The sequence below is a fragment of the Gulosibacter massiliensis genome, assembly GCF_900626105.1.
In the GTDB taxonomy this organism is placed as follows: Bacteria; Actinomycetota; Actinomycetes; order Actinomycetales; family Microbacteriaceae; genus Gulosibacter; species Gulosibacter sediminis.
Genome location: NZ_UYZX01000001.1, coordinates 1,187,558 through 1,208,120 on the forward strand (window position 1 = coordinate 1,187,558; position 20,563 = coordinate 1,208,120).

Below are 20,563 nucleotides of genomic sequence, written 5' to 3' on the forward strand. Positions count from 1 at the left end.
ACGAAGGAACCTGCAATGACCAGCACAGCCCCCTCCACCCCGCGCAACGCCCCAGACCCCGAAGCATCAGGCAAGCCCGATTCCCCAGACGATCTGCACAAGAGGTCCTGGAAATACGTACTGCGGAAGACGATTCGCGAGTTTTCCTCGGACCAGTGCACCGACATCGCCGCCTCCCTGACGTATTATGCGGTGCTGTCGCTGTTCCCCGGCCTGATTGCAATCTTCTCGCTACTGGGTGTCGTCGGGCAGGGAAAAGCCGCCAGCGATGCGGTCCTGGGAATCATCGAGCAGGTCGCTCCCGGCGACACGGTCGACACAATCCGCGGGCCGATCGAGCAGATCGCCGAGTCTCCGGGTGCCGGTTTCGCTCTCATCACCGGCATCCTGCTGGCCATCTGGTCAGCATCCGGGTACGTGGGAGCGTTCAGCCGTGCGATGAACCGGATCTACGAGATCGAGGAGGGGCGGCCGTTCTGGAAGCTGAAGCCCGTCCAGCTGCTGGTCACCGTGATCACGATCGTGCTGCTCGTCATCGCCGCGATCATTCTTGTCGTCTCCGGCGACGTCACCAAAGCGATCGGCGACGCCCTCGGCATCGGCGACGTACCCCAGACGGTCTGGTCCATCGCCAAGTGGCCGTTGCTCATATTCATCGTGGTGTTGGTCGTCGCCATCCTCTACTACGCCACCCCGAACGCGAAGCAGCCAAAATTCCGGTGGATCAGCATGGGCGCCCTGCTAGCGATCATCGTGCTCGCACTCGCCACCGCAGCCTTCGGGTTCTACGTCGGAAACTTCTCGAACTACGACCGCACCTATGGATCCCTTGCGGGGATCATCATCTTCTTGCTCTGGCTGTGGATCGCGAACCTCGCGCTGCTGTTCGGCGCGGAGTTCGATGCTGAGCTCGAGCGAGGTCGCCAGCTGCAGGCGGGCATCGCCGCCGAGGAGGACATCCAGCTACCTTCGCGCGACACCCGCAAGAGCGACAAGGCCGCCGAGAAGGAGCGGCAGGACATCGAGAAGGGCCGAGAGATCCGACAGAATGCCGACCCCGACGACACAGCCAAGGACGCGACCACCCCCGGTCCTGCCAGAGAACACTGACGGACGGCCTCGCTCGGGGCGCTCACGCCGCAGCTACTGGGACAGCTCCCCGGCGAAACGGTCGAGGAGTACTTCCAGCGATACTTCGAATTCTTCGTCGGAATGGTCCTCGCTCAGAAGAGCCCGTAGCCGACGGACCTCCGGAGCGTCATCCAAGCCGATGCTCCCGTCACGCTCGGGTATATCCGCGTTTCCTTCGTCGAGCGGTTCTTCCACCGGGCCGGTCTCAGCTCCCCGAACCGCGGATTCCAGCAAGAGTTGACCGAGCAGGAAGCTGCTGAAGGACCGATACGCATCGACCGCTTGCGCGTCCGTAAACCGGCTCTTCGTGAACGAGGGTGTAGTCGGCTGAGCGCGTTGGTGGCCGGGTAGGGGTCGAGGTTTCCCGGATGATGGAAGTTCTTCACGCTCACCATCGCCGAAAGACCTCGACGTGCTCCACCCTACGTTCACACCCCCGGACCTGACCACGTTCTGCCGCCTCGATGAGCTCGGGCTGGTCGCCGTGGGGCAACTGCTCGAATCTGATCGGGCGGTGATCGAGTGCCGCGTTGTCGACGACGATCCGTGGTGTCGGACGTGCGCCGCGGAGGGTGTGCCGCGGGACACGGTGACGCGCCAGCTCGCGCATGAGCCGTTCGGGCACCGGCCCACGACGCTGCTGGTGCGGGTGCGCCGGTATCGGTGCGCGCACTGTCGGCGGACGTGGCGGCAGGACACCAGTAAGTCGGCGGCGCCGAGGGCGAAGATCGGGTCTGCTGAAGGTTTGGTTGACCTCCGGGTTTATGCCGCCAGTGTAGCGGCTGGGTTCATGATGAGTTCGAACTCGATGGGGGTGAGTTTCCCGAGTCGGCGTTGACGGCGTTTGCGGTGGTACTTGCCCTCGATCCAGGACACGATGGCCAGGCGCAGTTCCTCTCGTGTGCCCCAGGATCGACGGTCGAGGACGTTCTTCTGCAGGAGCGCGAAGAACGACTCCATCGCGGCGTTATCGCCACATGCCCCGACCCTGCCCATCGAGCCACGTAGCCTGTGGCGCTTCAGCGCTTTGCGGAAGCGGCGCGACCGGAATTGGGACCCTCTATCGGAATGGACGATCACCCCAGCGGGCCGGCCTCGGTGGGCCACTGCCATCTCGAGCGCGTTGACGGCGATCCGGGCCTTCATCCGTGAATCGATCGAGTAGCCGACGATCCGGTTGGAGAACACGTCCTTGATCGCACACAGGTAGACCTTGCCCTCGCGGGTGCGGTGCTCGGTGATGTCGGTCAGCCATAGCTCGTTGGGGCCGTCGGCGCTGAACTGCCTGTTGACCAGGTCATCGTGAACCGGCGCGCCGGCCTTCTTGTAGCGAGTCTTCCGCGTGGTGAACACCGATTGGATGCCGGCGACCCGGCACAACCGCCACACTCTGCGCTCGGACAACTCGTAGCCCAACTCAGCGAGGTCGTCTGCCAGCACCCGGTAGCCGCCCTCCGGGTCGTCGTTGTGAAGCTGATGCAACACCGAGATGAGCTCTTGCTCCTCGGCCTCACGGGCTGACACCGGTTGCTTGAGCCACTTGTAGTAGCCCTGTTTGGAGAATCCCAGTATCCGGCACGCGACCGCCACCGGCACCCTCACCCGGGCACCGACCGCGGCCATCTCCTTCACGAGCGGATAGATCATTTTGGGGGCGTGATGTGAGCCTGCGACAGATACGCCGCCGCGCGCCGTAGCACCTCGTTTTCCATCTCCAACTCCCGGATCCGACGCAGTGCCTGCGACATGTCCTTGCGCGCCTCTGGATCGGTGGTCGGGGTCATCCCATGGGACTTGAACCTCGCGTCACGGAGCCATGCCTGCAGCGTGGTTTTCGCCACTCCGAGGTCCTTGACGACCTGCTTTTGAGGGATACCCGACTCGACCAACGCGACCGCGTCGCGCTTGAACTCGTCGGTGTAGGTGATCTTCGGCATGGTTGCCATCCTTTCAGCACGACGCCCTCTCAGGAATCATGCGGTCTTGGAGTCAACCAAAGCTTCAGCAGACCCATCTCCCGTGGCGGCGTGGGGTGGCGCTGCGGGGAATCGTCGTCGACCATCTCACGGTGTCCCGCGTCGCCGCCGGTCTCGGGGTGTCCTGGAGTGCTGCGAACGCCGCCGTCCTCGCTGAAGGCAAGCGGCGGCTGATCGACGTCCCGGGCAGGTTCGACGGGGTGACCACGATCGGTGTCGACGAGCACGTCTGGCGTCACACCAGATTCGGCGACAAGTACGTGACCGTGATCATCGACCTCACTCCGGCCCGCAACAAGACGGGCCCCGCACGGCTGCTGGACATGGTCGAGGGGCGCTCGAAGACCGTGTTCAAGCAGTGGCTCGCCGCACGCCCGAAGGAGTGGTCGAAGCGGATCGAGGTGGTCGCGATGGACGGGTTCGCCGGGTTCAAAACAGCCGCCGCCGAAGAACTCCCCGACGCCATCCCCGTCATGGATCCACTTCATGTAGTCCGCTTAGCCGGTGACGCGCTGGATGTCTGCCGGCGCCGCGTCCAGCAGAACACCACCGGGCACCGCGGACTCAAGGGCGATCCGCTCTATAAGGCCCGTCGCACCCTCCACACCGGCGCGGACCTGCTCACCGACAAGCAGAAGATCCGACTGGACACGGTGTTCGCGAGTGAGGAGCATGTCGAGGTCGAAGCGACCTGGGGCATCTACCAGCGCATAGTCGCCGCCTACCGCGAACCAGACAAGAAGAAGGCCAAGGCCATGATGCAGGACGTGATCGCCGCGATTACCACCGGCGTCCCCGCCGCGCTCATCGAGATCCGCAAGCTCGGCCGCACCATGAAGCAACGCGCCGCCGACATCCTTGCCTTCTTCGACCGGCCCGGCACAAGCAACGGGCCGACGGAGGCGATCAACGGCCGGCTCGAGCACCTCCGCGGCTCCGCCCTCGGCTTCCGCAACCTCACCCACTACATCGCGAGATCGCTGCTCGAAGCCGGAGGCTTCAGACCCGCGCTACACCCTCATTCGTGAAGAGCCTCATTGACGCGCTCGGCGTCTCGCGGTCGGCCGCGCTCGTTGCCGCCGAAGCGGAGGGCGCCGTGACGGTCGGCCCGTGGGCCTTCGTCGGCCTTGCCGTCGCCATCGCTGTCCTCATCTTCCTCGTGCTGCGCACGAAGATTCACGCGCTGCTCGCCCTCGTCATCGCCGCGTCGATCGCCGGCCTGTCGGCGGGCATGTCGCCCGAAGACACCGTCGGATCGATTTCTTCCGGTTTCGGCTCGACGCTCGCCACGATCGGTTTCGTGGTCGGTTTCGGCGTCATGATGGGCGCCATTCTCGAGGCGTCCGGCGCGGCCGAGAAGCTTGCGATTACCCTGCTGCGCTGGCTCGGCAAGCGCAAGGAGGAGTGGGCGCTCGCGGTCGCCGGCTACATCGTGTCGATCCCGATCTTCGTCGACAGCGCGTTCGTCATCTTGAACCCGCTCGTGAAGGCGCTCTCGCGCAGCGCGGGCCGCTCGGTGCTCACGCTCGGCATCGCCCTCGCCGGCGGCCTCGTGCTCACCCACCACGCCGTGCCACCGACGCCGGGCCCGCTCGGGGCGGCCGGCATCTTCGACGTGAACATCGGCGAGATGATCCTCTACGGCGTGATCCTCACGATCCCCGCGATCTTCACCGTGACGCTCTACGCAAAGTACATGGGCCCGAAGATCGAGAAGATGATCGAGGTCGACACCGGCACGAAGCTCAGCGCCAGCGAGGCGGTCAGCGAGTTCAACAGCCTCGCCGAGGAGCGCGAGAAGGAGCTGCCGTCGCTGTTCATGTCGATGTTGCCGATTCTGCTGCCCATCGTGCTCATCTTTGCGAACACCGGCATCAACGCGGTCGCAACCAGCGCGCCCGGCGTGCTGCCCGAGTGGCTCGTTGGCGTCGCATCCTTCGTCGGGAACCCGGTCATCGCCGTTGGCATTGGCGTCATCGCGGCCATCTACGGCCTCACCATCGGGCAGAAGCGCCAGACCACCCTCGCGACCATGGAGAAGGGCATCGACCAGGCCGGCATCATCCTGCTCGTCACCGGTGCCGGTGGCGCGCTCGGCCAGGTGCTCCGCGACAGCGGCGTGGGCGACGCGCTCGGCGAGTTCGTCTCGCAGCTGCCGCTGCCGGCGATCCTGATTCCGTTCGTCATTGCCTCTGCCGTGCGCCTTGTGCAGGGCAGCGGCACCGTCTCAATCATCACCTCGGCCTCGCTTTCGGCGCCGATTCTCGCGACGATGCCCGATGTGAATCTCGCGCTCGCCGCGCAGGCCGCGTGTCTCGGCGCGATGGTGTTCAGCTACTTCAACGACTCGCTCTTCTGGGTCGTCAACCGCATGCTTGGCGTCAAGGAGGTCAAGCACCAGCTGTTGACCTGGTCGGTGCCGACGACGATCGCGTGGGCGACCTGCCTCGTCTCGCTGCTCGTCGCCGACATCTTTGTGTAACCGCGCTCGCCGCAGATAAGGAAACCTCGATTGCGTAATCACGAAACTCGCCAGCAGCTCGTAGAGTTTGGCGCGAGCCTCTTCAACCGCGGGTACTCGGTTGGCACCGCCGGCAACCTCAGCGTGCGAGTCGACGAGGGGCTGCTCATGACCCCGACGAACTCCTCGCTCGGGCGCCTCGACGTCAGCGAGCTCTCGGAGCTTGATGGCGAGTTTCGGCACATCGGCGGTGGCAAGCCGAGCAAGGAGGTGCCGATGCACCAGGCGATGTACGAGGCGCGCCCCGACGCCCGTGCGATCGTGCACCTCCACTCGACCTACGTCACGGCGCTGAGCTGCCTCTGGCGCGAGGGCGAGCCGCTCATCCCGCCGCTGACGCCGTACTTCGTGATGCGCGTCGGTCGCGACGTGCCCGTCGTGCCGTACTTCAAGCCCGGCACGACGGATGCGGTGGCCGAGATCCGCGAGGCGGCCGCGCGCGCGCCGGCGGTGATTCTCGCGCACCACGGTTCGCTCGTGGCCGGGGCGACGCTCGCTGCCGCCGTCGCGGCCGCCGAGGAGCTCGAGGAGACGGCGCGGCTTGCGCTGCTGCTGCGCGATCGCGAGCCAAACGTGCTCGGGGCGGGCGATATCGAGGCGCTGCTTTAGCGCTGGGCTGGAGGGTTTCAGCGTTTTGCGGTGGGAGTCCGCACTCGTGGAGGGCTCCCACCGAAAACTGCTATTCGGGGTCGTTCTCGTGGGCCGCACCCAGCTCGGCGAACTTGGCCGCCATGGTCGGGTTGCCCCTGGTCAACTTCTTGACCGTGAGCGCTGTCGCCTTGTCGTTCGCGAGTCGGAGGTTGTTCTCCGAGCCGAGCAGGTTGTCCTTGACCTTTTGGAGCCGTGCGATCGCATTGTCGATTTCCTTGATCGCGCTATCGAACTTGCCCTTGGCAAGCTGGTAGTTGCGGCCGAACGCCGATTTGAAGCCCTCGAGCTCCGACTCAAAGTCCGTGATGTCGATGTTCTGCTTCTTAACCTGTTCGAGCTCGTCCTTGACCGCGATGGTGTCTTGCGCGGCATTGCGCAGCAGGGCGATAATCGCGAGGAAGAACTGCGGTCGCACGACGAACATCTTCGGATACTCGTGAGAGACGTCGGTGATGCCGGCGTAGAGGTCTGAGTCTTCTTCGAGCATCGAGACGAGCACCGCATACTCGCAACCCTTGTCGTTGCGGTCCTTGTCGAGCTTGGCGAAGAAATCGCTGTTCTTCTTCTTAGTTGCAGTGGCGTCAGACTCGTTCTTCATCTCGAACATGATCGAGACGTACTCCACCTCGTCGTCGCTGAAGTCCCGGAAGACGTAGTCGCCCTTCGTGCCAGCGGATGCGTCGTTGTCCTTCCCGAACGTCGCGTTGGGGAAAGCGAGGGAGCGCATGCGATTGAACTCGGTCTCGCAGTGCTGCTCGAGGGTCTCCCCGAGGAGCTTCACCGACAGCTTCGCCTTCATGTCCTTATACCGGTCGATGAGTTCATCCTTCAGGGCGAGCTCCCTGGTGTGCGACTCCTTGAGCGCGGCGTCCTTGACCTTCTGCTCGGCGGACTGAAGAGCCAGCGTGTTCTTCGCCTTCTCGAGGCTCTTCTCCGCAGCCGAGACTGCCTTTGCGACCGCAAGCTCCTGGGCGGTCGCCGCCGACTTCAGCTCGGACTTCAGGTGCTGGATCTCGGTGTCCTTCGCGGCGCTGGCCTTCTGTGCCTGCTGAGCTTCCTTAGCTACGGCGAGCGCGATCTCAGACTCCTTGGTCTTGTCCGCTGCGGCGAGGCGCGCATGAAGCTCGTGTTCGAACTCTGTGCTGCGCACCTGCTGCACGATGTCGGCGTACTGCGCCTTGTCGATCGTGAAGGGGGTCCCGCAGTGGGGGCACTTGATTTCGTTGAGGGCGGTGATCGGCGTGGCGTGGGTCATGAGCTACTCCAAAGGGTGCGGAAGTGGATCCCACGGGCGGGGCAAATCAGCAACGCTCTGCCCGTGATAACGACGTGGTGTCGTTGAACCGATCGTGGACCAAAATTGGGCGAACTTCATTGAGACTGCTGATAAGCCCTCTTATCAGTGAGTGCATCTACCAAGTTAGATTCTTGAAGTACGTTTGACTCATGTCCACAGCGCCCTCACTCCTGATCGACCTGGCCGGTGTCGCCCGGCTGGCCAGAGTGCAGCGCCCCGTGGTCTCGACGTGGCGGGCACGGTTCGCGGCCACTCAGGATCCATTTCCGAATGCGGTCACGGACGAGATCGGCCGACCTAGCTTCAACGCAGACGAGGTGGCTGACTGGCTTGTGCGCACTGAGCATGGCAACAACCCGGATGCACGTGAGGATGCTGCCGCGGCAGCAACTCCTGCGGGATTCTCCTTTGCCGACGCGAGTGCGGTCGCTGAACTGGAGGCGCTGATCGCCATGTATGCGCAGACCGACAGTCTCAGTGAACTCACGCACGCACAGCTCAATGACGCAGCAGCCGAGTTCGACCCATCCGACCGCATGTTTCATCGCGAGATCGCTGCACACGTCGGTCGGGGCGCGCCCTGGCTCGCCTACGCAGCGCGTCTTGTTGACGCTGCGTACTCGCCGTCCGCTGCGCTGGCACTTGTCGCCCGACGCCATGCGGCATCGAACCGTGCGATTGGTTCGGCGGGAAAGTTGGTCGCAGAAGTCACCGCATTGGTCGTCGATGCCACGCTCGCCCTCACGGGCAACGACACCACTGTGGTGCTGGACGCAGATGACGCCGCGCTATCGTTGGCGATCGCAAACAAACTCGGCGACGAGGTGAGTACCGTTCTGCCGTCCGATGTGGAGGCCCGCCGCGTCCGGCGCCAGCTGCTGGTCGAAGGGCACTGGGTCGGCGACGGAGCTGACCCGGCGACTCGTTCCGTCGTGGTCGCTCGCGTTCCGTCAAACCGAGGCGAAGACGTGGCCGCGATCTTGCAGGCAGTCGACGAGGTCTCCTTGTCGTTGCGGCCCGCCGATGCGGCGGTTGTGATCGGCCCCGCGCGGGCACTTGTCGACCCGTTGACGCCCGACGATGAGTTGGTGCGCGCAGACATCCTTCGCTCCGGTCAGGTACGAGGAATCGCGCGACTGACGACCGGCCTGGTCGACAGCGCGATCCGCGAGTCTCTCGCGATGTGGATGCTTGGGCAGCCGGCAGGCGAAGTGCCACCCGCGCAGCGGGCCACTGCCGTCGCCGATCTCAGCGATGCGCAACTCACCGCGGCGACGCGCGCCGACCTGGTCTCAGACCTGATGGCGGCCATGGGCGGTCGCCGAGATCTTCGTGCGCATCATTTCCGGTTCGCGAAGTTCGTGGCCACGTCTTCACTGCAGGCAAGCAGCGGCTCGCTGGTGGCGTCGGCGAAACGGGGAGGACGGCCGTCCAGTGCGAACGTGAGGGCGCTCCCCGCGTTGCTCGACATGGCGGGAGAGGCCGTCCGTTCCGACCTCACCCCATTCGAAGTATCGCCGAAGCGGCACGACGCCCCGGCAGCGGCGTCGGTATCGGAGCTGATCGCGGCTGGACACCTGCGGCGGGTACAGGGCACGCGCCTTGACGCCGACCTGTTGGGTTCGGAAGGACTGGTCGTCGTGACGGCAGCTGACCTCGACGAGCCCGCGTCGATCGGCCGTACCCGCGTCGACCAGCTCGCGTTCGCGACGCAACACCCCTCCGCTCAGCTAACTCGACCCGGTGACGTGGTCTTCCGCACGAGCCCTACCGCCGCGGCGTGGGTTGACACCGACGGCTCAAAGGTTGTCGCGTACCCCGCACGCGTGCTGCGGATCACCCCGGCAGATTCGGGCGGGCTTGTCCCTGAACTCATCGCAGCCGACATTTCCGCCCAGGCCGGCGGGCCGGGCGCGTGGGAACGGTGGATGCTGCGCCGAGTCGCGCCGTCGGCCATCGCTCCCCTCCGGCGTGCACTCTCCGAGTCCGCAGACGTGCGGGCGGCACTCATGGACCGCGTGGCTCACCTAGACCATTACATCGATACGCTGACGACGGCCGTGGCCGCCGGCACCGTCACTCTGACCGAATCGGATGCCACAGCATCCGCCTTGAAGTAAGGAACTGCATGCCCCGGACACGGAAGGGTGCCGCACCGGCGCCGTCGACAATGAAAGAGCTGAAAGACACGCTCTGGAAAGCCGCCGACAAGCTGCGCGGCTCAATGGACGCGTCACAATACAAAGACGTCATCCTTGGGCTCGTGTTCTTGAAGTACGTGTCGGATGCGTTCGATGAGCGGCGTGCCGGCATCCGCACCGAGCTCACCGCCGACGGGTACGACGACGACCAGATCGCCGAGCTTATCGACGACACCGATGAGTACACGGGGCGGGGTGTGTTCTGGGTGCCGGCAAACGCACGCTGGTCGTTCCTCGCGGAAAACGCAAAGGGCCTGAGGCCGTCGATGGACGGCCCAGAGAAGTCGATCGGTGCGCTCATCGATGAGGCGATGGATGCGGTCATGCAGGCCAACCCGCAGCTGGCTGGCACGCTGCCGCGCATTTTCAATCGCGACAATGTCGACCAGCGGCGGCTCGGCGAGCTGATCGACCTGTTCAACTCTGCGCGATTCACGGCACAGGGGCAGGGAGGAACGGACGGGCGCCGCGCACGCGATCTGCTGGGCGAGGTGTACGAGTACTTCCTCGAGAAGTTTGCCGCGGCCGAGGGCAAGCGGGGCGGAGAGTTCTATACGCCGGCAGGGGTCGTGCGGGTGCTGGTCGAGGTGCTGCAGCCGACACACGGGCGCGTGTACGACCCGGCGTGCGGGTCGGGCGGCATGTTCGTGCAGGCCGAGAAGTTCATTGACGCGAACCACGGTGAGGGCTCCGATATCTCGGTCTATGGCCAGGAGCTGAACGAACGCACGTGGCGTATGGCGAAGATGAACCTCGCCATCCACGGACTCTCCGGCAACCTGGGCCCGCGGTGGGGCGACACGTTCGCCCGTGATTTGCACCCCGACCTGCAAGCGGACTTTGTGATGGCGAACCCGCCGTTCAACATCAAGGACTGGGCGCGCAGCGAGTCCGATCCACGCTGGCGCTTCGGTGTGCCGCCGGCTGGAAACGCGAACTACGCGTGGATCCAGCACATCCTGTCGAAGCTCGCCCCGGGCGGGCAGGCTGGCGTCGTCATGGCCAACGGTTCGATGTCGTCGAACTCGGGTGGTGAGGGCAAGATCCGGGCCGAGATCGTCGAGGCCGACCTGGTGTCGTGCATGGTGGCGCTGCCGACGCAGCTCTTCCGCTCGACCGGGATTCCGGTGTGCGTGTGGTTCTTCGCGAAGGATAAGGGCAAACGAGCTGGCGAGGTGCTGTTCCTCGATGGCCGAAACCTCGGCCACATGGTCGATCGCGCCGAGCGTGCACTCTCTGACGACGACATCGCGAAGATTGCTGAGACGTATCACTCCTGGCTCCGCCAGGAAGGCGACCCCTACGAGGATGTGCCCGGCTTCGCGTATTCGGCAACGCTCGCCGAGATCAAGGCCGCCGACTACGCGCTGACGCCGGGTCGCTATGTTGGTGCGCCCGAGATCGAAGACGACGGCGAGCCCATCGAAGAGAAGCTCGCCCGCCTGCGCGGAGAGCTCGAGGCGCAGTTCGCCGAGTCGGCTCGGCTGGCCGACGTCGTGCGCGAGCAGCTGGGGAGGGTCGATGTCTGATCACGGTGGATGGGAAGTTACCACGTGGGGCGCCGTGTCCGACCTTCGCTACGGGAAAGCGTTGCGGGGCTATCGCGAGACTGGCGGCGACGTTCCTGTTTTCGGAACGAACGGGCCCGTGGGCTTCACTGATACTCCTCAGACCAACGGCCCAGGCGTCATCATCGGTCGAAAGGGGGCATACCGAGGCGTCCACTACAGTGAGGGTCCCTTCTGGGTAATCGACACCGCGTTCTATCTCGCGCCGAAACAGGTGATGGATATGAGGTGGGCCTATTACCGGCTTCAACTAGCGGATATCAACGGTCTGGATTCGGGCTCCGCGATTCCGTCGACGACGCGCGAGTCGTTTGGCGCCATTGCTGTCTCGATCCCGCCCCTCCCCGAGCAGCAGGCGATCGCCGAGGTGCTGGGCGCTCTCGACGACAAGATCGCCGCCAACACTGCTCTGACTTCGACCGCAGCGTTCGCCGCAAAACTGGAGTATCGCTCGGCACTGTCGGATGGAGCCCTCGAATTTACGGTCGCCGAAGCATCAACTGCGATCGCGAGGGGGATCACTCCGCGGTATGTGCCAGACGGTGAAGGTACACGCGTGCTGAATCAAAAATGTGTCCGTGATCAGCTGGTGTCGCTTGAGCCATCCAGGTGGACAGATGATTCGAAGGTGAAGCGGGAGAAGCTCGTTGCTGTGGACGACGTGCTGGTCAACTCCACAGGCCAAGGTACTCTGGGGCGCGTCGCGCGGTGGACCGTCCAAGAGGTGGCGACTGTTGATTCTCACATCACGATTGTCAGGCCCGATCCCAACGTGAGCGATACTGCGGTCATTGGACAGGCGATACTGGCGATCGAAGCCGAAATCGAAGCTCGTGGTGAGGGCAGCACGGGGCAGACCGAGCTGAGCGGAGTCGAGCTCGGTCGGGCTCGCATCCAAGTTCCGAGTCGCGAGCGGGCGGAGCGCCTTGGTACGACGCTACGTGCTCTCACCGCGAGCCAGGATTCCGCCCGAGCAGAGAACCTTGTCCTCGCCGCAATGCGTGACGCGCTTTTGCCGCAGCTGATGTCCGGCAAGCTCCGCATCCGCGAGGCTGAACAGGCCGTCAGCGAGGTGGTGTGACGGTGGATGCATTCAACGAACTGATCGCTCCGGCGTTCGGGTCTTGGACGCCTTTCGTGCTGGTAGTCACGGGCATCGTCGTGTGGCTGGTGAATAAGCTACCCGGTTGGTTGTCCCGGCGATCCGCGACCGTGCAGGGTTCTCCATCGTCGCCGAAGTACTGGCGTGCCCGGTATGCCGAAGCGCTCGCGCAACACGATGAGTCCGTGGAGGACGCTGAACGCGCGCAGCTTGCCGCACGCATTACTGAGGCGCGCATCATGGTCGAAGCGCACGAGGCGAAGCGTCGTGTTGGGATCGGTGGCGCCGTTCCAATGTGGTTCCTCGTCGGGGTTTCCGGTGCCGCCGCCGTGATGTACCTCGGCTTGGCCTCGAGTACTGATAACCCCGTGATGCGATGGTGGGGCATCGTATTCGTCGCGGTGATGATTGTTGCAGAAGTGGCAGCGCTCTACGCCTCCTCGATCGGCGCCGACCGGTTCAACGTTCTCGTGGCGGCTGGGCGCGCCGGCCACAGCGACCTTGTCCGCCAAGACCCTTGGCAAGTGCTCCGAGAACACGACCACGCGCGGTATGCGCAGCGTGAAACATGGAAGACGAGTCTTAAGAAACGCCAAGCCGACGATCAGAAAAACACGTCGGCTCGTATGCGCTTCGAACGGGCCCTCACCGGGATCAGCCCGTTTGAAAGCGGCATCGGCTTGCCTGCAGACATCTGGTCCAGTTCGACACAGCCAGCGAACAACTCGACGAGCGAGTATCCGAAGCCTTATCAAACCGGCGCGAAGAAGTAAGCTAAGCGCACTTTACCTTTCATCTTTGCGGTCTTCTGGAAAGGAAAGACATGCGCACCGAGCAGTACATCAGCACGGCATTCGGCACGATCGTCACCAACCCGGTCGGCGCATGGCGACACCCCTACTTCCTCCCGGTCAATATCCCCCGGGAACTCGTCCTGAGTCCGGAGTCGTTGGCTGCAGTGTCGCGCGCGGATCTCGCGCTGGGCAGGCTTTCCGGCCTGGCGATGCTGATTGATGACCCCGAACTGCTGCTTGGGCCCTCGATGGCGCAGGAAGCGTTGGCAAGCTCAAGGATCGAGGGGACACAGGCCTCGCTTAGTGATGTGCTGAGCGCTGAGAATGCCGACGAGCCGATCGACGATGAGAACCTCCGCGAGGTGAACAACTACCTCAACGCGGCCGCAGAAGGTCAAATGCTGCTGCAGAAGTGGCCGCTGACGCAGCGATTCATTTGTGCGCTTCATGAGACCCTCCTCGCGGATGTGCGAGGCGACGAGAAGTTCCCTGGTGAGTTGCGGCGCTCACCGGTCTGGATCGGCTCACCCAACGCGCGACCCGAGACTGCACGCTTTATTCCACCGCATCACGAACAGATCGGCGACCTGCTTGCAGACTGGGAACGGTTCGTGAACGAGCCGTCGACGATGCCGGTGGTGCTGCGTGCCGCACTCATGCACTACCAGTTCGAGACGATCCATCCGTTCCTCGATGGCAATGGGCGAATTGGACGGCTATTGATTGGTTTCATGCTCGTCGCCGACGACGTCCTTAGCGCTCCGATTCTTCCGATCTCGGACTACTTCGAGCGCAACCGTGACCAGTACTACGACCGTCTGCAGGCCGTGCGCGAACGTGGCGAGATTGAAGAGTGGGTGCAGTTCTTCTGCGAGGGCATCGAGCAGCAGGCGAAGCGGGCCGCGGCGCGCATCCGTGCTCTCGTTGAGGTGCGCGAACGTTACCGCAGGGAGACGATCAACGATCGTTCGGCGCTGACATCCGTCATCGATCTCATCTTTCGCAACCCAGTCATCACGGTGGCAACAGTCATGCGCCATGCCGAGGTCAGTCGCCCCGCGGCGTCGGCGGCGCTTCGGCGCGCCGAATCGCGTGGGTGGCTCGTGTCGGCGGGGCGCTGGGGTCGTGGTGGCCGCGAGCGTTGGATCGCCACAGAGATCTGGGCCGCGGTATCCGACGGCAGCAAGTTTGAACACGAAGCGCGGGGGAACGAGGAACGATGAGTGCACTAACGGAAGACCTCTGGGAGCGGGATGCGCTGGACACGCTGGCGGAGCCGCTCGGCTGGCGCCCCGTGAGCGGCGACCAGATCGCGCCGGGTACCGGGGAACGCGACACGTGGGGTGACCTCCTCATTCGTCCGCGTTTGCTTGAAGCGCTTCGCCGGCTCAACCCCGGTGTACCAGCCGAGTACCTGCAGCAGGCGCTGGCCGAGATCGCCGCTCCGAAATCGCAAGATGCGATTTCCGAGAACCATCGGATCCACCAGTACCTCGTCGGCGGGTATCCGCTCGGCTACATCGACGCTGACGGTATCGAGCAGAACGTCCGGCTGCGCCTGCTCGGCACCGAACCTGCAGACAACGACTGGCTCGCAGTCAACCAGCTCACGCTCCGCCAGGGGGATCTGCATCGCAGATTCGACATCGTGTTGTTTGTCAACGGGATGCCGCTCGTTATCGTCGAACTGAAGCGCGCAGGCTCCGCGTCGACTGGCGTTGCGCCTGCCCATGCCCAGCTGCAGACATACCTTCGGGAGTTCCCGATGGTATTCCGTTTCTGCGTCATGACCCTGGCCAGCGATGGACTCGACGCCAAGTACGGCACTCCCTTCACACCGCTCAACCACTTCGCACCGTGGAATGTCGATGACGACGGTGCACCGCTGCAGCAACCCCGTGTCGAAGGCGGGGTTTCGGTCGAGCCCATCGACGACGCACTCATTGGGCTGTTCAACCAGGAGCGGTTTCTGCAGCTCGTGCGCAACTTCACCGCGTTCGCCGAGAACGCCGACGGACTCACGAAGCGCATTGCCAAACCCCACCAGTACTTCGCGGTGACGAAGGCCGTCGGTTCGACCGTGCAGGCCGTCGAGACCAACGGCAAGGCTGGCGTCGTCTGGCACACGCAGGGCTCGGGCAAGTCGATGGAGATGGAGCTGTACACGAACCTCGTCGCGCGGCATCCGAAACTCAAGAACCCCACCGTGGTCGTCGTCACCGACCGCACCGAACTCGACGGGCAGTTATTCCAGACGTTCCATCAGAGCCTGCTGCTGCCCGATGAGCCGGTGCAGGTGCGCGAGCGCGCCCAGCTGCGCGACGAGCTGCGCAACCGCGTCACCGGTGGTATCTACTTCACGACGCTGCAGAAGTTCGGACTGACCGAGGCGGAGAAGCAGGCCGGCACGCAGCATCCGCTGCTCACCGATCGACGCAACGTTATCGTCGTCGTCGACGAGGCGCACCGCAGCCACTACGACGATCTCGACGGGTACGCGCGGCACCTGCGTGATGCGTTGCCGAACGCCACGCTCATCGCGTTCACCGGTACGCCGATCTCGTTCGCCGAACGCGATACCCGCGCCGTGTTCGGCGACTACATCGACATCTACGACCTCACCCGAGCAGTCGAGGACGGCGCAACTGTACCTGTCTACTTCGAGCCGCGGCTCATCAAGGTGTCGTTTACCGATGAGGTGAGCGAAGAAGACATTGATCGCGCCGCCGACGAGTACACGCTCGGCCTGGACGACACTGAGCGGGCGCGACTCGAAGCATCCGTCGCCGTTGTTAACGCGGTCTACGGTGCGCCCGAACGCATCGAGACGCTGGCCGCTGACCTGGTGCGGCACTGGGAGGAACGGCGTGAGCGGATGAAGCCGTTCCTCACGACGACCGGCAAAGCGCTCATCGTCGGCGGCACTCGCGAAATTTGTGCGCGGCTCTATGACGAGATCGTCGCTTTGCGGGCCGACTGGCATTCCGATGCGCTCGATGCCGGTCGCATCAAGGTCGTCTACTCGGGGTCGGCCTCGGATCAGCCGCCCGTGAGCGACCATGTGCGGCGCGACTCAGAGAACAAGGTGATCAAGGCAAGGCTGAAGAACCCCACCGACGAACTCGAGCTTGTCATCGTGAAGGACATGATGCTGACCGGGTTCGACGCGCCGCCGTTGCACACGCTGTACCTCGACCGGCCGTTGAAGGGTGCCCTGCTCATGCAGACCCTCGCGCGGGTGAACCGTACGTTTGAGGGCAAACAGGACGGCCTGCTCGTCGCGTATGCGCCGCTGGCCGACAACCTGGCGACGGCGCTGTCGGAGTACACCGTGTCGGACCGCGAGAACAAGCCGATCGGCCGTGACGTCGATGAAGCGGTCGCGATTGCGACTGAGCTCGTCGCACAGATTCGTGAAATGCTCGCAGGCTGCAATTGGCGCGCGATCGCGGCCGCGGGCGGCTCGCGCGCGTGGCGGACGGCGGCGACCACCGCGACGAACTTCTTGCGAGATGCGAGCAATCCGCTGAATGCGCCTGAACTCGAATCCGAGCGACTCGCGGCGCGTTACCGCACCGCGACCGGTCAACTCGCGCGCGCCTGGGCCCTCGGATCGGGTCGCGAGGGGCTTGCGGAACTGCGCGACGAGATCGCGTTCTATGAAGAGGTTCGCGTCTGGATGGCGAAGTTTGATGCCGCCGAACGACAGTCGCGCGACGAGCCGATTCCAGAGGAGATCTCACGCCTGCTGGGCGGGCTCGTCGCCGATTCGATCACGCCCGGTGAAGTGCTCGACATCTACGATGCGGCCGGGCTGCCGCGGCTGGCGCTCGACGACCTTGGCCCTGAGTTCCTCGCGAAGGCGCAGGCCGCGCCGAATGCGCACCTCGCGATCGAGGCGCTCCGCAGGTCTCTGACGGATGCCGGGGCACGTGCGACGCGCGGCAACCTCGTGCGGCAGCGGGCGTTCTCAGACCGGATCGTCGAGGTCATGAACCGCTACACGAACCAGCAGCTCACATCTGCAGAGGTCATCGCCGAGCTGATCGAGCTGGCAAAGGACGTGGCTGCCGAAGCCGCGCGCGGATCGACGTTCTCGCCACCTCTTTCGAGCGACGAACTCGCGTTCTACGACGCCGTTGCCACGAACGAATCGGCCGTCGAAGTCCAGGGCGGAGACGTGCTTGCGCAGATCGCGCGCGAACTCGTGTCAGTCATGCGCCGCGACGTGCGCACCGACTGGACCGTGCGCGACGACGTTCGCGCAAAACTGCGATCGTCGATCAAGCGACTGCTCGTGAAGTACAAGTACCCGCCGGACAAGCAGCCCGAAGCGATCAAACTGGTCATGGACCAGATGGAGTCGATGGCCCCGCGGTACGCGAACGACCGCGTGAACGGGGCCTGACCGCGGCGAGCGCCGGCGGAGCCGGGCCAGGGTTGAGAAGGGCCGGATATGTGGAGGGGCTGACGGGAATCGAACCCCGCTTGCCGCAGGTGGGCGACGCATCGCGTCGCGCGGCGGGCGCCGGCGGAGCCGGGCCAGGGTTCACAAGGGCCGGATATGTGGAGGGGCTGACGGGAATCGAACCCCGCTTGCCGCAGGTGGGCGACGCATCGCGTCGCGCGGCGAGCGCCCGCGGAGCCGGGCCAGGGTTCACAAGGGCCGGATATGTGGAGGGGCTGACGGGAATCGAACCCCGCTTGCCGCAGGTGGGCGACGCATCGCGTCGCGCGGCGAGCGCCGGCGGAGCCGGGCCAGGGTTCACAAGGGCCGGATATGTGGAGGGGCTGACGGGAATCGAACCCGCGCTGTCTGCTTGGGAAGCAGAAGTTCTACCATTGAACTACAGCCCCGGAGCGCAAATGCGCCTGTGCAACTCTAGCAACATTCGGCCCGTCGGCGGCGATTCAGCGCGAACCTCACAAAATTGATTCATTCAATTTAGAGGCAAGGCTAAGCATGCTAGCGAATCCCAGTTTGGGCCCATATCGTTGCTGCCATGAAGATCGACGAGAAGTACGCAGACGCCATCAACGACCAGGTTCGACTCGAGTACACCGCATCGCTCGTTTATCGTCAGCTTGCTGCCGACATGGAGGCGATCGACCTCACCGGTTTCGCGCAGTGGTTCTGGGCCCAGGCCGAAGAAGAGATCGAGCACGCGCAGAAGTTCACGCAGTACCTGCTCGACCGCGACGCGCACCCGGTCATCCAGAGCATCGGGCTCGAGGGCAAGACCGTCGACAACCCGCTTGACGCCTTCAAAGCCTCGCTCGCGCACGAAGAGCTCGTGTCGGAGTCGATCCGCAACCTTTACCGCATCGCCGACGAGGTGGGCGACATCGACTCGCGCCCGCTGCTGCACTGGTTCCTCGACGAGCAGATCGAAGAGGAGTCGACCGTGAGCGAGATCATCGGCCGCCTCGAGCTCCTCGACGGCAACGGCTCTGGCATCCTTGACCTCGACAAGCAGCTCGGCGACCGCGACGTCGTCGCCGCTGAATAACCCCGAAGACTGGCCCGCAAGCCCGCCCTTCAACTCGGCACCCTCGCGCTCGCACCAGCGCGGGGGTGTCGACCTTTCCCGGTCAAGAACCGCCGCGAGCGTCGCCTACGCTTGAGGGATGCTGCTCAGCGACCGCGACATCCGCGCCGGCATCGACGCCGGCAAGATCGGCCTTGACCCCTGGGACCCCCAGGCGGTGCAACCCTCGAGCGTCGACGTGCGCCTCGACCGATACTTCCGGCTCTTCAACAACCACAACTATCCCTACATCGACCCTGCCGAGGAGCAACCCGACCTCACGCACCTCGTCGAGATCAACCCCGACGCGGCGTTCATCCTGCATCCGGGCGAGTTCGTGCTCGCGTCGACGTTCGAGCAGGTGACGCTCGGCGACGACGTCGCGGCGCGTCTCGAGGGCAAGAGCTCGCTCGGCCGACTCGGCCTGCTCACCCACTCGACCGCCGGCTTCATCGACCCGGGCTTCCAGGGGCACGTCACCCTCGAGCTCTCGAACGTCGCGACGCTGCCGATCAAGCTCTGGCCCGGCATGAAGATCGGCCAGCTCTGCTTCTTCCAGCTCTCCTCTCCCGCCGAGCTGCCGTATGGCTCGAAGGAGTACCAATCGCGGTACTTCGGGCAGCGCGGACCGACGGCGTCGCGGTCGTTCCAGAACTTCTCGCAGGTCGACGTTTCGGTGACGGATGCGGGCTCGCGCGGCGAGTAGCCCACCTGCCTGGCTCGACGAGTCGCTCGCCCTCGCGCGCCGGCGCGGCGGTCCGGCGCAGTTGCTCGTGCGGCGCGGTGGCGAGACTCTCGCGGATGCGCGCTTCGGCGTCGGCGCGGACGCCCTGTTCTGGCCGTTTTCGGTGTCGAAGCTCTGGCTCGCGACGCTGATCTGGGCGCTCCACGACGACGGCCTGCTCGACGTCGATGAACCCGTCGCCGCGTATTGGCCCGCGTTCGCGGCCGAGGCGCCCGGCGCATCCGAGAAACCGCGCATCACGGTGCGCGAGGTACTGCAACACCGCTCGGGCCTGCCGCGCGTCGGCGGTACCCTCGCCGAGGTCGTGTCGATGACCGACTGGCGGCGCGCGACCGGCAACATCGCGAGGGCGACGCCGACTCGGATGCCCGCGGGCGCCAGGATGCGCCGGCCCAGCTACGAGTGGCTCGCGTGGGGATTCATGCTCGCCGAAGTCGCGTTCGGGGCCACGGGCGAACGCGAGCTGCAGGCGCCGCTGCGGGAGCGCATCCTTGAGCCGCTCGGCCTCGAATCGACCTTCGCGAACCTGCCGCGCACCCAACGCTGGCGGGCCGTGCCGTTTCGCGCGACCGAGCCGACGGCGAGCGTCACAGCGGCCGTGCTCAACCGCGAGCGGGTGCGCCGGGCGACGATTCCCGCGGGCGGGGTGTGGACGCAGGCGCACGACCTCGCGGCGCTGCTCGAGTCGGTGGCGCCGGGCCGTGACGGCCGCGCGCTCGGACTGCGCGTCGACACGGTGCAGCAACTGCTCACTCCGAGCAACGAAGGCGAGTTCGACCGCTACGCCGGCTCGCACACGTGGTGGAGTAACGGGTACCAACTCGGCCACCCGGGGCCCGACCTGATGCGCGCATCCGCCTTCGGCCGCCGCTCGAGCGCCAGGGCTTACGGCCACAATGGCTCGAACGCGTCGATGGCGTGGCACGACCCCGACCGCGACCTCACGTTCGTCTACCTCAGTGGCATCCTCTCGCCGTTCCCCGCGAACCGGCGCTGGCTCATGCGGCTCGAAGATGCGGTGCTCGCGGGCGCAGACGGGGCCTGACGTA

At 64.9% G+C, this 20,563-nt stretch carries 14 protein-coding genes, 1 tRNA gene and 2 pseudogenes; 14 read left to right on the forward strand and 3 right to left on the reverse strand.

What is annotated here, in order from left to right:
• The first annotated feature begins 15 nt into the window (after positions 1-15).
• Positions 16-1,110, forward strand: coding sequence for a YihY/virulence factor BrkB family protein (locus EJL01_RS05790; protein ID WP_125106647.1), 1,095 nt, complete (start codon positions 16-18; stop codon positions 1,108-1,110).
• 433 nt (positions 1,111-1,543) lie between these two features.
• Positions 1,544-1,861 (forward strand): annotated as a pseudogene (locus EJL01_RS05800) (transposase family protein); the annotation flags it as partial.
• A gap of 32 nt (positions 1,862-1,893) precedes the next feature.
• Here EJL01_RS05800 and EJL01_RS05805 read toward each other — a convergent pair.
• Positions 1,894-3,068 (reverse strand): IS3 family transposase gene (locus tag EJL01_RS05805; protein ID WP_241209084.1). Its coding sequence is split into 2 segments (ribosomal slippage): positions 1,894-2,789 and positions 2,789-3,068, totalling 1,176 coding nucleotides; the frame shifts between segments, so codons are not numbered across the junction.
• 59 nt (positions 3,069-3,127) lie between these two features.
• Here EJL01_RS05805 and EJL01_RS05810 point away from each other — a divergent pair.
• The 3 genes and pseudogenes from EJL01_RS05810 to EJL01_RS05820 all read left to right on the forward strand — a co-directional run.
• A pseudogene (locus EJL01_RS05810) lies at positions 3,128-4,135 on the forward strand (ISL3 family transposase); the annotation flags it as partial.
• On the forward strand, positions 4,132-5,589 hold the full coding sequence (locus tag EJL01_RS05815; protein WP_125106648.1) for a GntP family permease: 1,458 nt from the start codon (positions 4,132-4,134) through the stop codon (positions 5,587-5,589). The pseudogene EJL01_RS05810 and the gene EJL01_RS05815, both read left to right, overlap by 4 nt.
• A gap of 30 nt (positions 5,590-5,619) precedes the next feature.
• Positions 5,620-6,237 (forward strand): 3-oxo-tetronate 4-phosphate decarboxylase, encoded by a 618-nt coding sequence (locus EJL01_RS05820; protein ID WP_125106649.1) that lies wholly within the window; start codon positions 5,620-5,622, stop codon positions 6,235-6,237.
• A 70-nt stretch (positions 6,238-6,307) separates the two neighbouring features.
• Here the strand turns inward: EJL01_RS05820 and EJL01_RS05825 are convergent, their stop codons facing one another.
• Positions 6,308-7,534, reverse strand: coding sequence for a DUF2130 domain-containing protein (locus EJL01_RS05825; RefSeq protein ID WP_125106650.1), 1,227 nt, complete (start codon positions 7,532-7,534; stop codon positions 6,308-6,310).
• A 191-nt stretch (positions 7,535-7,725) separates the two neighbouring features.
• Here EJL01_RS05825 and EJL01_RS05830 point away from each other — a divergent pair, with 191 nt between their 5' ends.
• Genes EJL01_RS05830 through EJL01_RS05855 form a run of 6 tightly spaced genes read left to right on the forward strand, consistent with a single transcriptional unit; the run spans position 7,726 to position 17,649 of the window.
• Positions 7,726-9,696, forward strand: coding sequence for a hypothetical protein (locus EJL01_RS05830; protein ID WP_125106651.1), 1,971 nt, complete (start codon positions 7,726-7,728; stop codon positions 9,694-9,696).
• An 8-nt stretch (positions 9,697-9,704) separates the two neighbouring features.
• Entirely contained in the window at positions 9,705-11,306 is a 1,602-nt protein-coding gene (locus tag EJL01_RS05835; protein WP_206427679.1) for a class I SAM-dependent DNA methyltransferase, read from the forward strand.
• A complete protein-coding gene (locus EJL01_RS05840) occupies positions 11,299-12,426 on the forward strand; it encodes a restriction endonuclease subunit S (protein WP_125106652.1) in 1,128 nt (375 codons plus the stop codon). Before EJL01_RS05835 ends, EJL01_RS05840 begins: the two co-directional genes overlap by 8 nt.
• Before the next feature lie 2 nt (positions 12,427-12,428).
• Positions 12,429-13,220 (forward strand): hypothetical protein, encoded by a 792-nt coding sequence (locus EJL01_RS05845; RefSeq protein WP_125106653.1) that lies wholly within the window; start codon positions 12,429-12,431, stop codon positions 13,218-13,220.
• A 50-nt stretch (positions 13,221-13,270) separates the two neighbouring features.
• Positions 13,271-14,464, forward strand: coding sequence for a Fic family protein (locus EJL01_RS05850; protein ID WP_125106654.1), 1,194 nt, complete (start codon positions 13,271-13,273; stop codon positions 14,462-14,464).
• Complete coding sequence (locus tag EJL01_RS05855) at positions 14,461-17,649, forward strand: type I restriction endonuclease subunit R (RefSeq protein WP_125106655.1); 3,189 nt, start codon at positions 14,461-14,463, stop codon at positions 17,647-17,649. The genes EJL01_RS05850 and EJL01_RS05855 overlap by 4 nt, the downstream gene beginning before the upstream one ends.
• A 375-nt stretch (positions 17,650-18,024) precedes the next feature.
• Here EJL01_RS05855 and EJL01_RS05860 read toward each other — a convergent pair.
• Positions 18,025-18,098 (reverse strand) — tRNA-Gly (locus EJL01_RS05860).
• Positions 18,099-18,244: 146 nt separating this feature from the next.
• Between EJL01_RS05860 and EJL01_RS05865 the strand changes: the two genes are divergently transcribed.
• From EJL01_RS05865 to EJL01_RS05875, 3 genes are all read left to right on the forward strand, one after another.
• Entirely contained in the window at positions 18,245-18,751 is a 507-nt protein-coding gene (locus EJL01_RS05865; protein ID WP_125106656.1) for a ferritin, read from the forward strand.
• A gap of 118 nt (positions 18,752-18,869) precedes the next feature.
• Positions 18,870-19,475, forward strand: coding sequence for a dCTP deaminase (gene dcd / locus EJL01_RS05870; protein WP_125106657.1), 606 nt, complete (start codon positions 18,870-18,872; stop codon positions 19,473-19,475).
• Complete coding sequence (locus tag EJL01_RS05875) at positions 19,453-20,559, forward strand: serine hydrolase domain-containing protein (protein ID WP_125106658.1); 1,107 nt, start codon at positions 19,453-19,455, stop codon at positions 20,557-20,559. Before dcd ends, EJL01_RS05875 begins: the two co-directional genes overlap by 23 nt.
• The last annotated feature ends 4 nt before the right edge of the window (positions 20,560-20,563 follow it).

Bases quoted from the DNA above. Each gene is read 5' to 3' on its own strand.
- EJL01_RS05790 (WP_125106647.1), top strand. From the start codon at position 16: ATGACCAGCACAGCCCCCTCCACCCCGCGCAACGCCCCAGACCCCGAA.
- EJL01_RS05825 (WP_125106650.1), bottom strand. From the start codon at position 7,534: ATGACCCACGCCACGCCGATCACCGCCCTCAACGAAATCAAGTGCCCC.
- EJL01_RS05830 (WP_125106651.1), top strand. From the start codon at position 7,726: ATGTCCACAGCGCCCTCACTCCTGATCGACCTGGCCGGTGTCGCCCGG.
- EJL01_RS05835 (WP_206427679.1), top strand. From the start codon at position 9,705: ATGCCCCGGACACGGAAGGGTGCCGCACCGGCGCCGTCGACAATGAAA.
- EJL01_RS05840 (WP_125106652.1), top strand. From the start codon at position 11,299: ATGTCTGATCACGGTGGATGGGAAGTTACCACGTGGGGCGCCGTGTCC.
- EJL01_RS05850 (WP_125106654.1), top strand. From the start codon at position 13,271: ATGCGCACCGAGCAGTACATCAGCACGGCATTCGGCACGATCGTCACC.
- EJL01_RS05855 (WP_125106655.1), top strand. From the start codon at position 14,461: ATGAGTGCACTAACGGAAGACCTCTGGGAGCGGGATGCGCTGGACACG.
- EJL01_RS05865 (WP_125106656.1), top strand. From the start codon at position 18,245: ATGAAGATCGACGAGAAGTACGCAGACGCCATCAACGACCAGGTTCGA.
- dcd (WP_125106657.1), top strand. From the start codon at position 18,870: ATGCTGCTCAGCGACCGCGACATCCGCGCCGGCATCGACGCCGGCAAG.
- EJL01_RS05875 (WP_125106658.1), top strand. From the start codon at position 19,453: ATGCGGGCTCGCGCGGCGAGTAGCCCACCTGCCTGGCTCGACGAGTCG.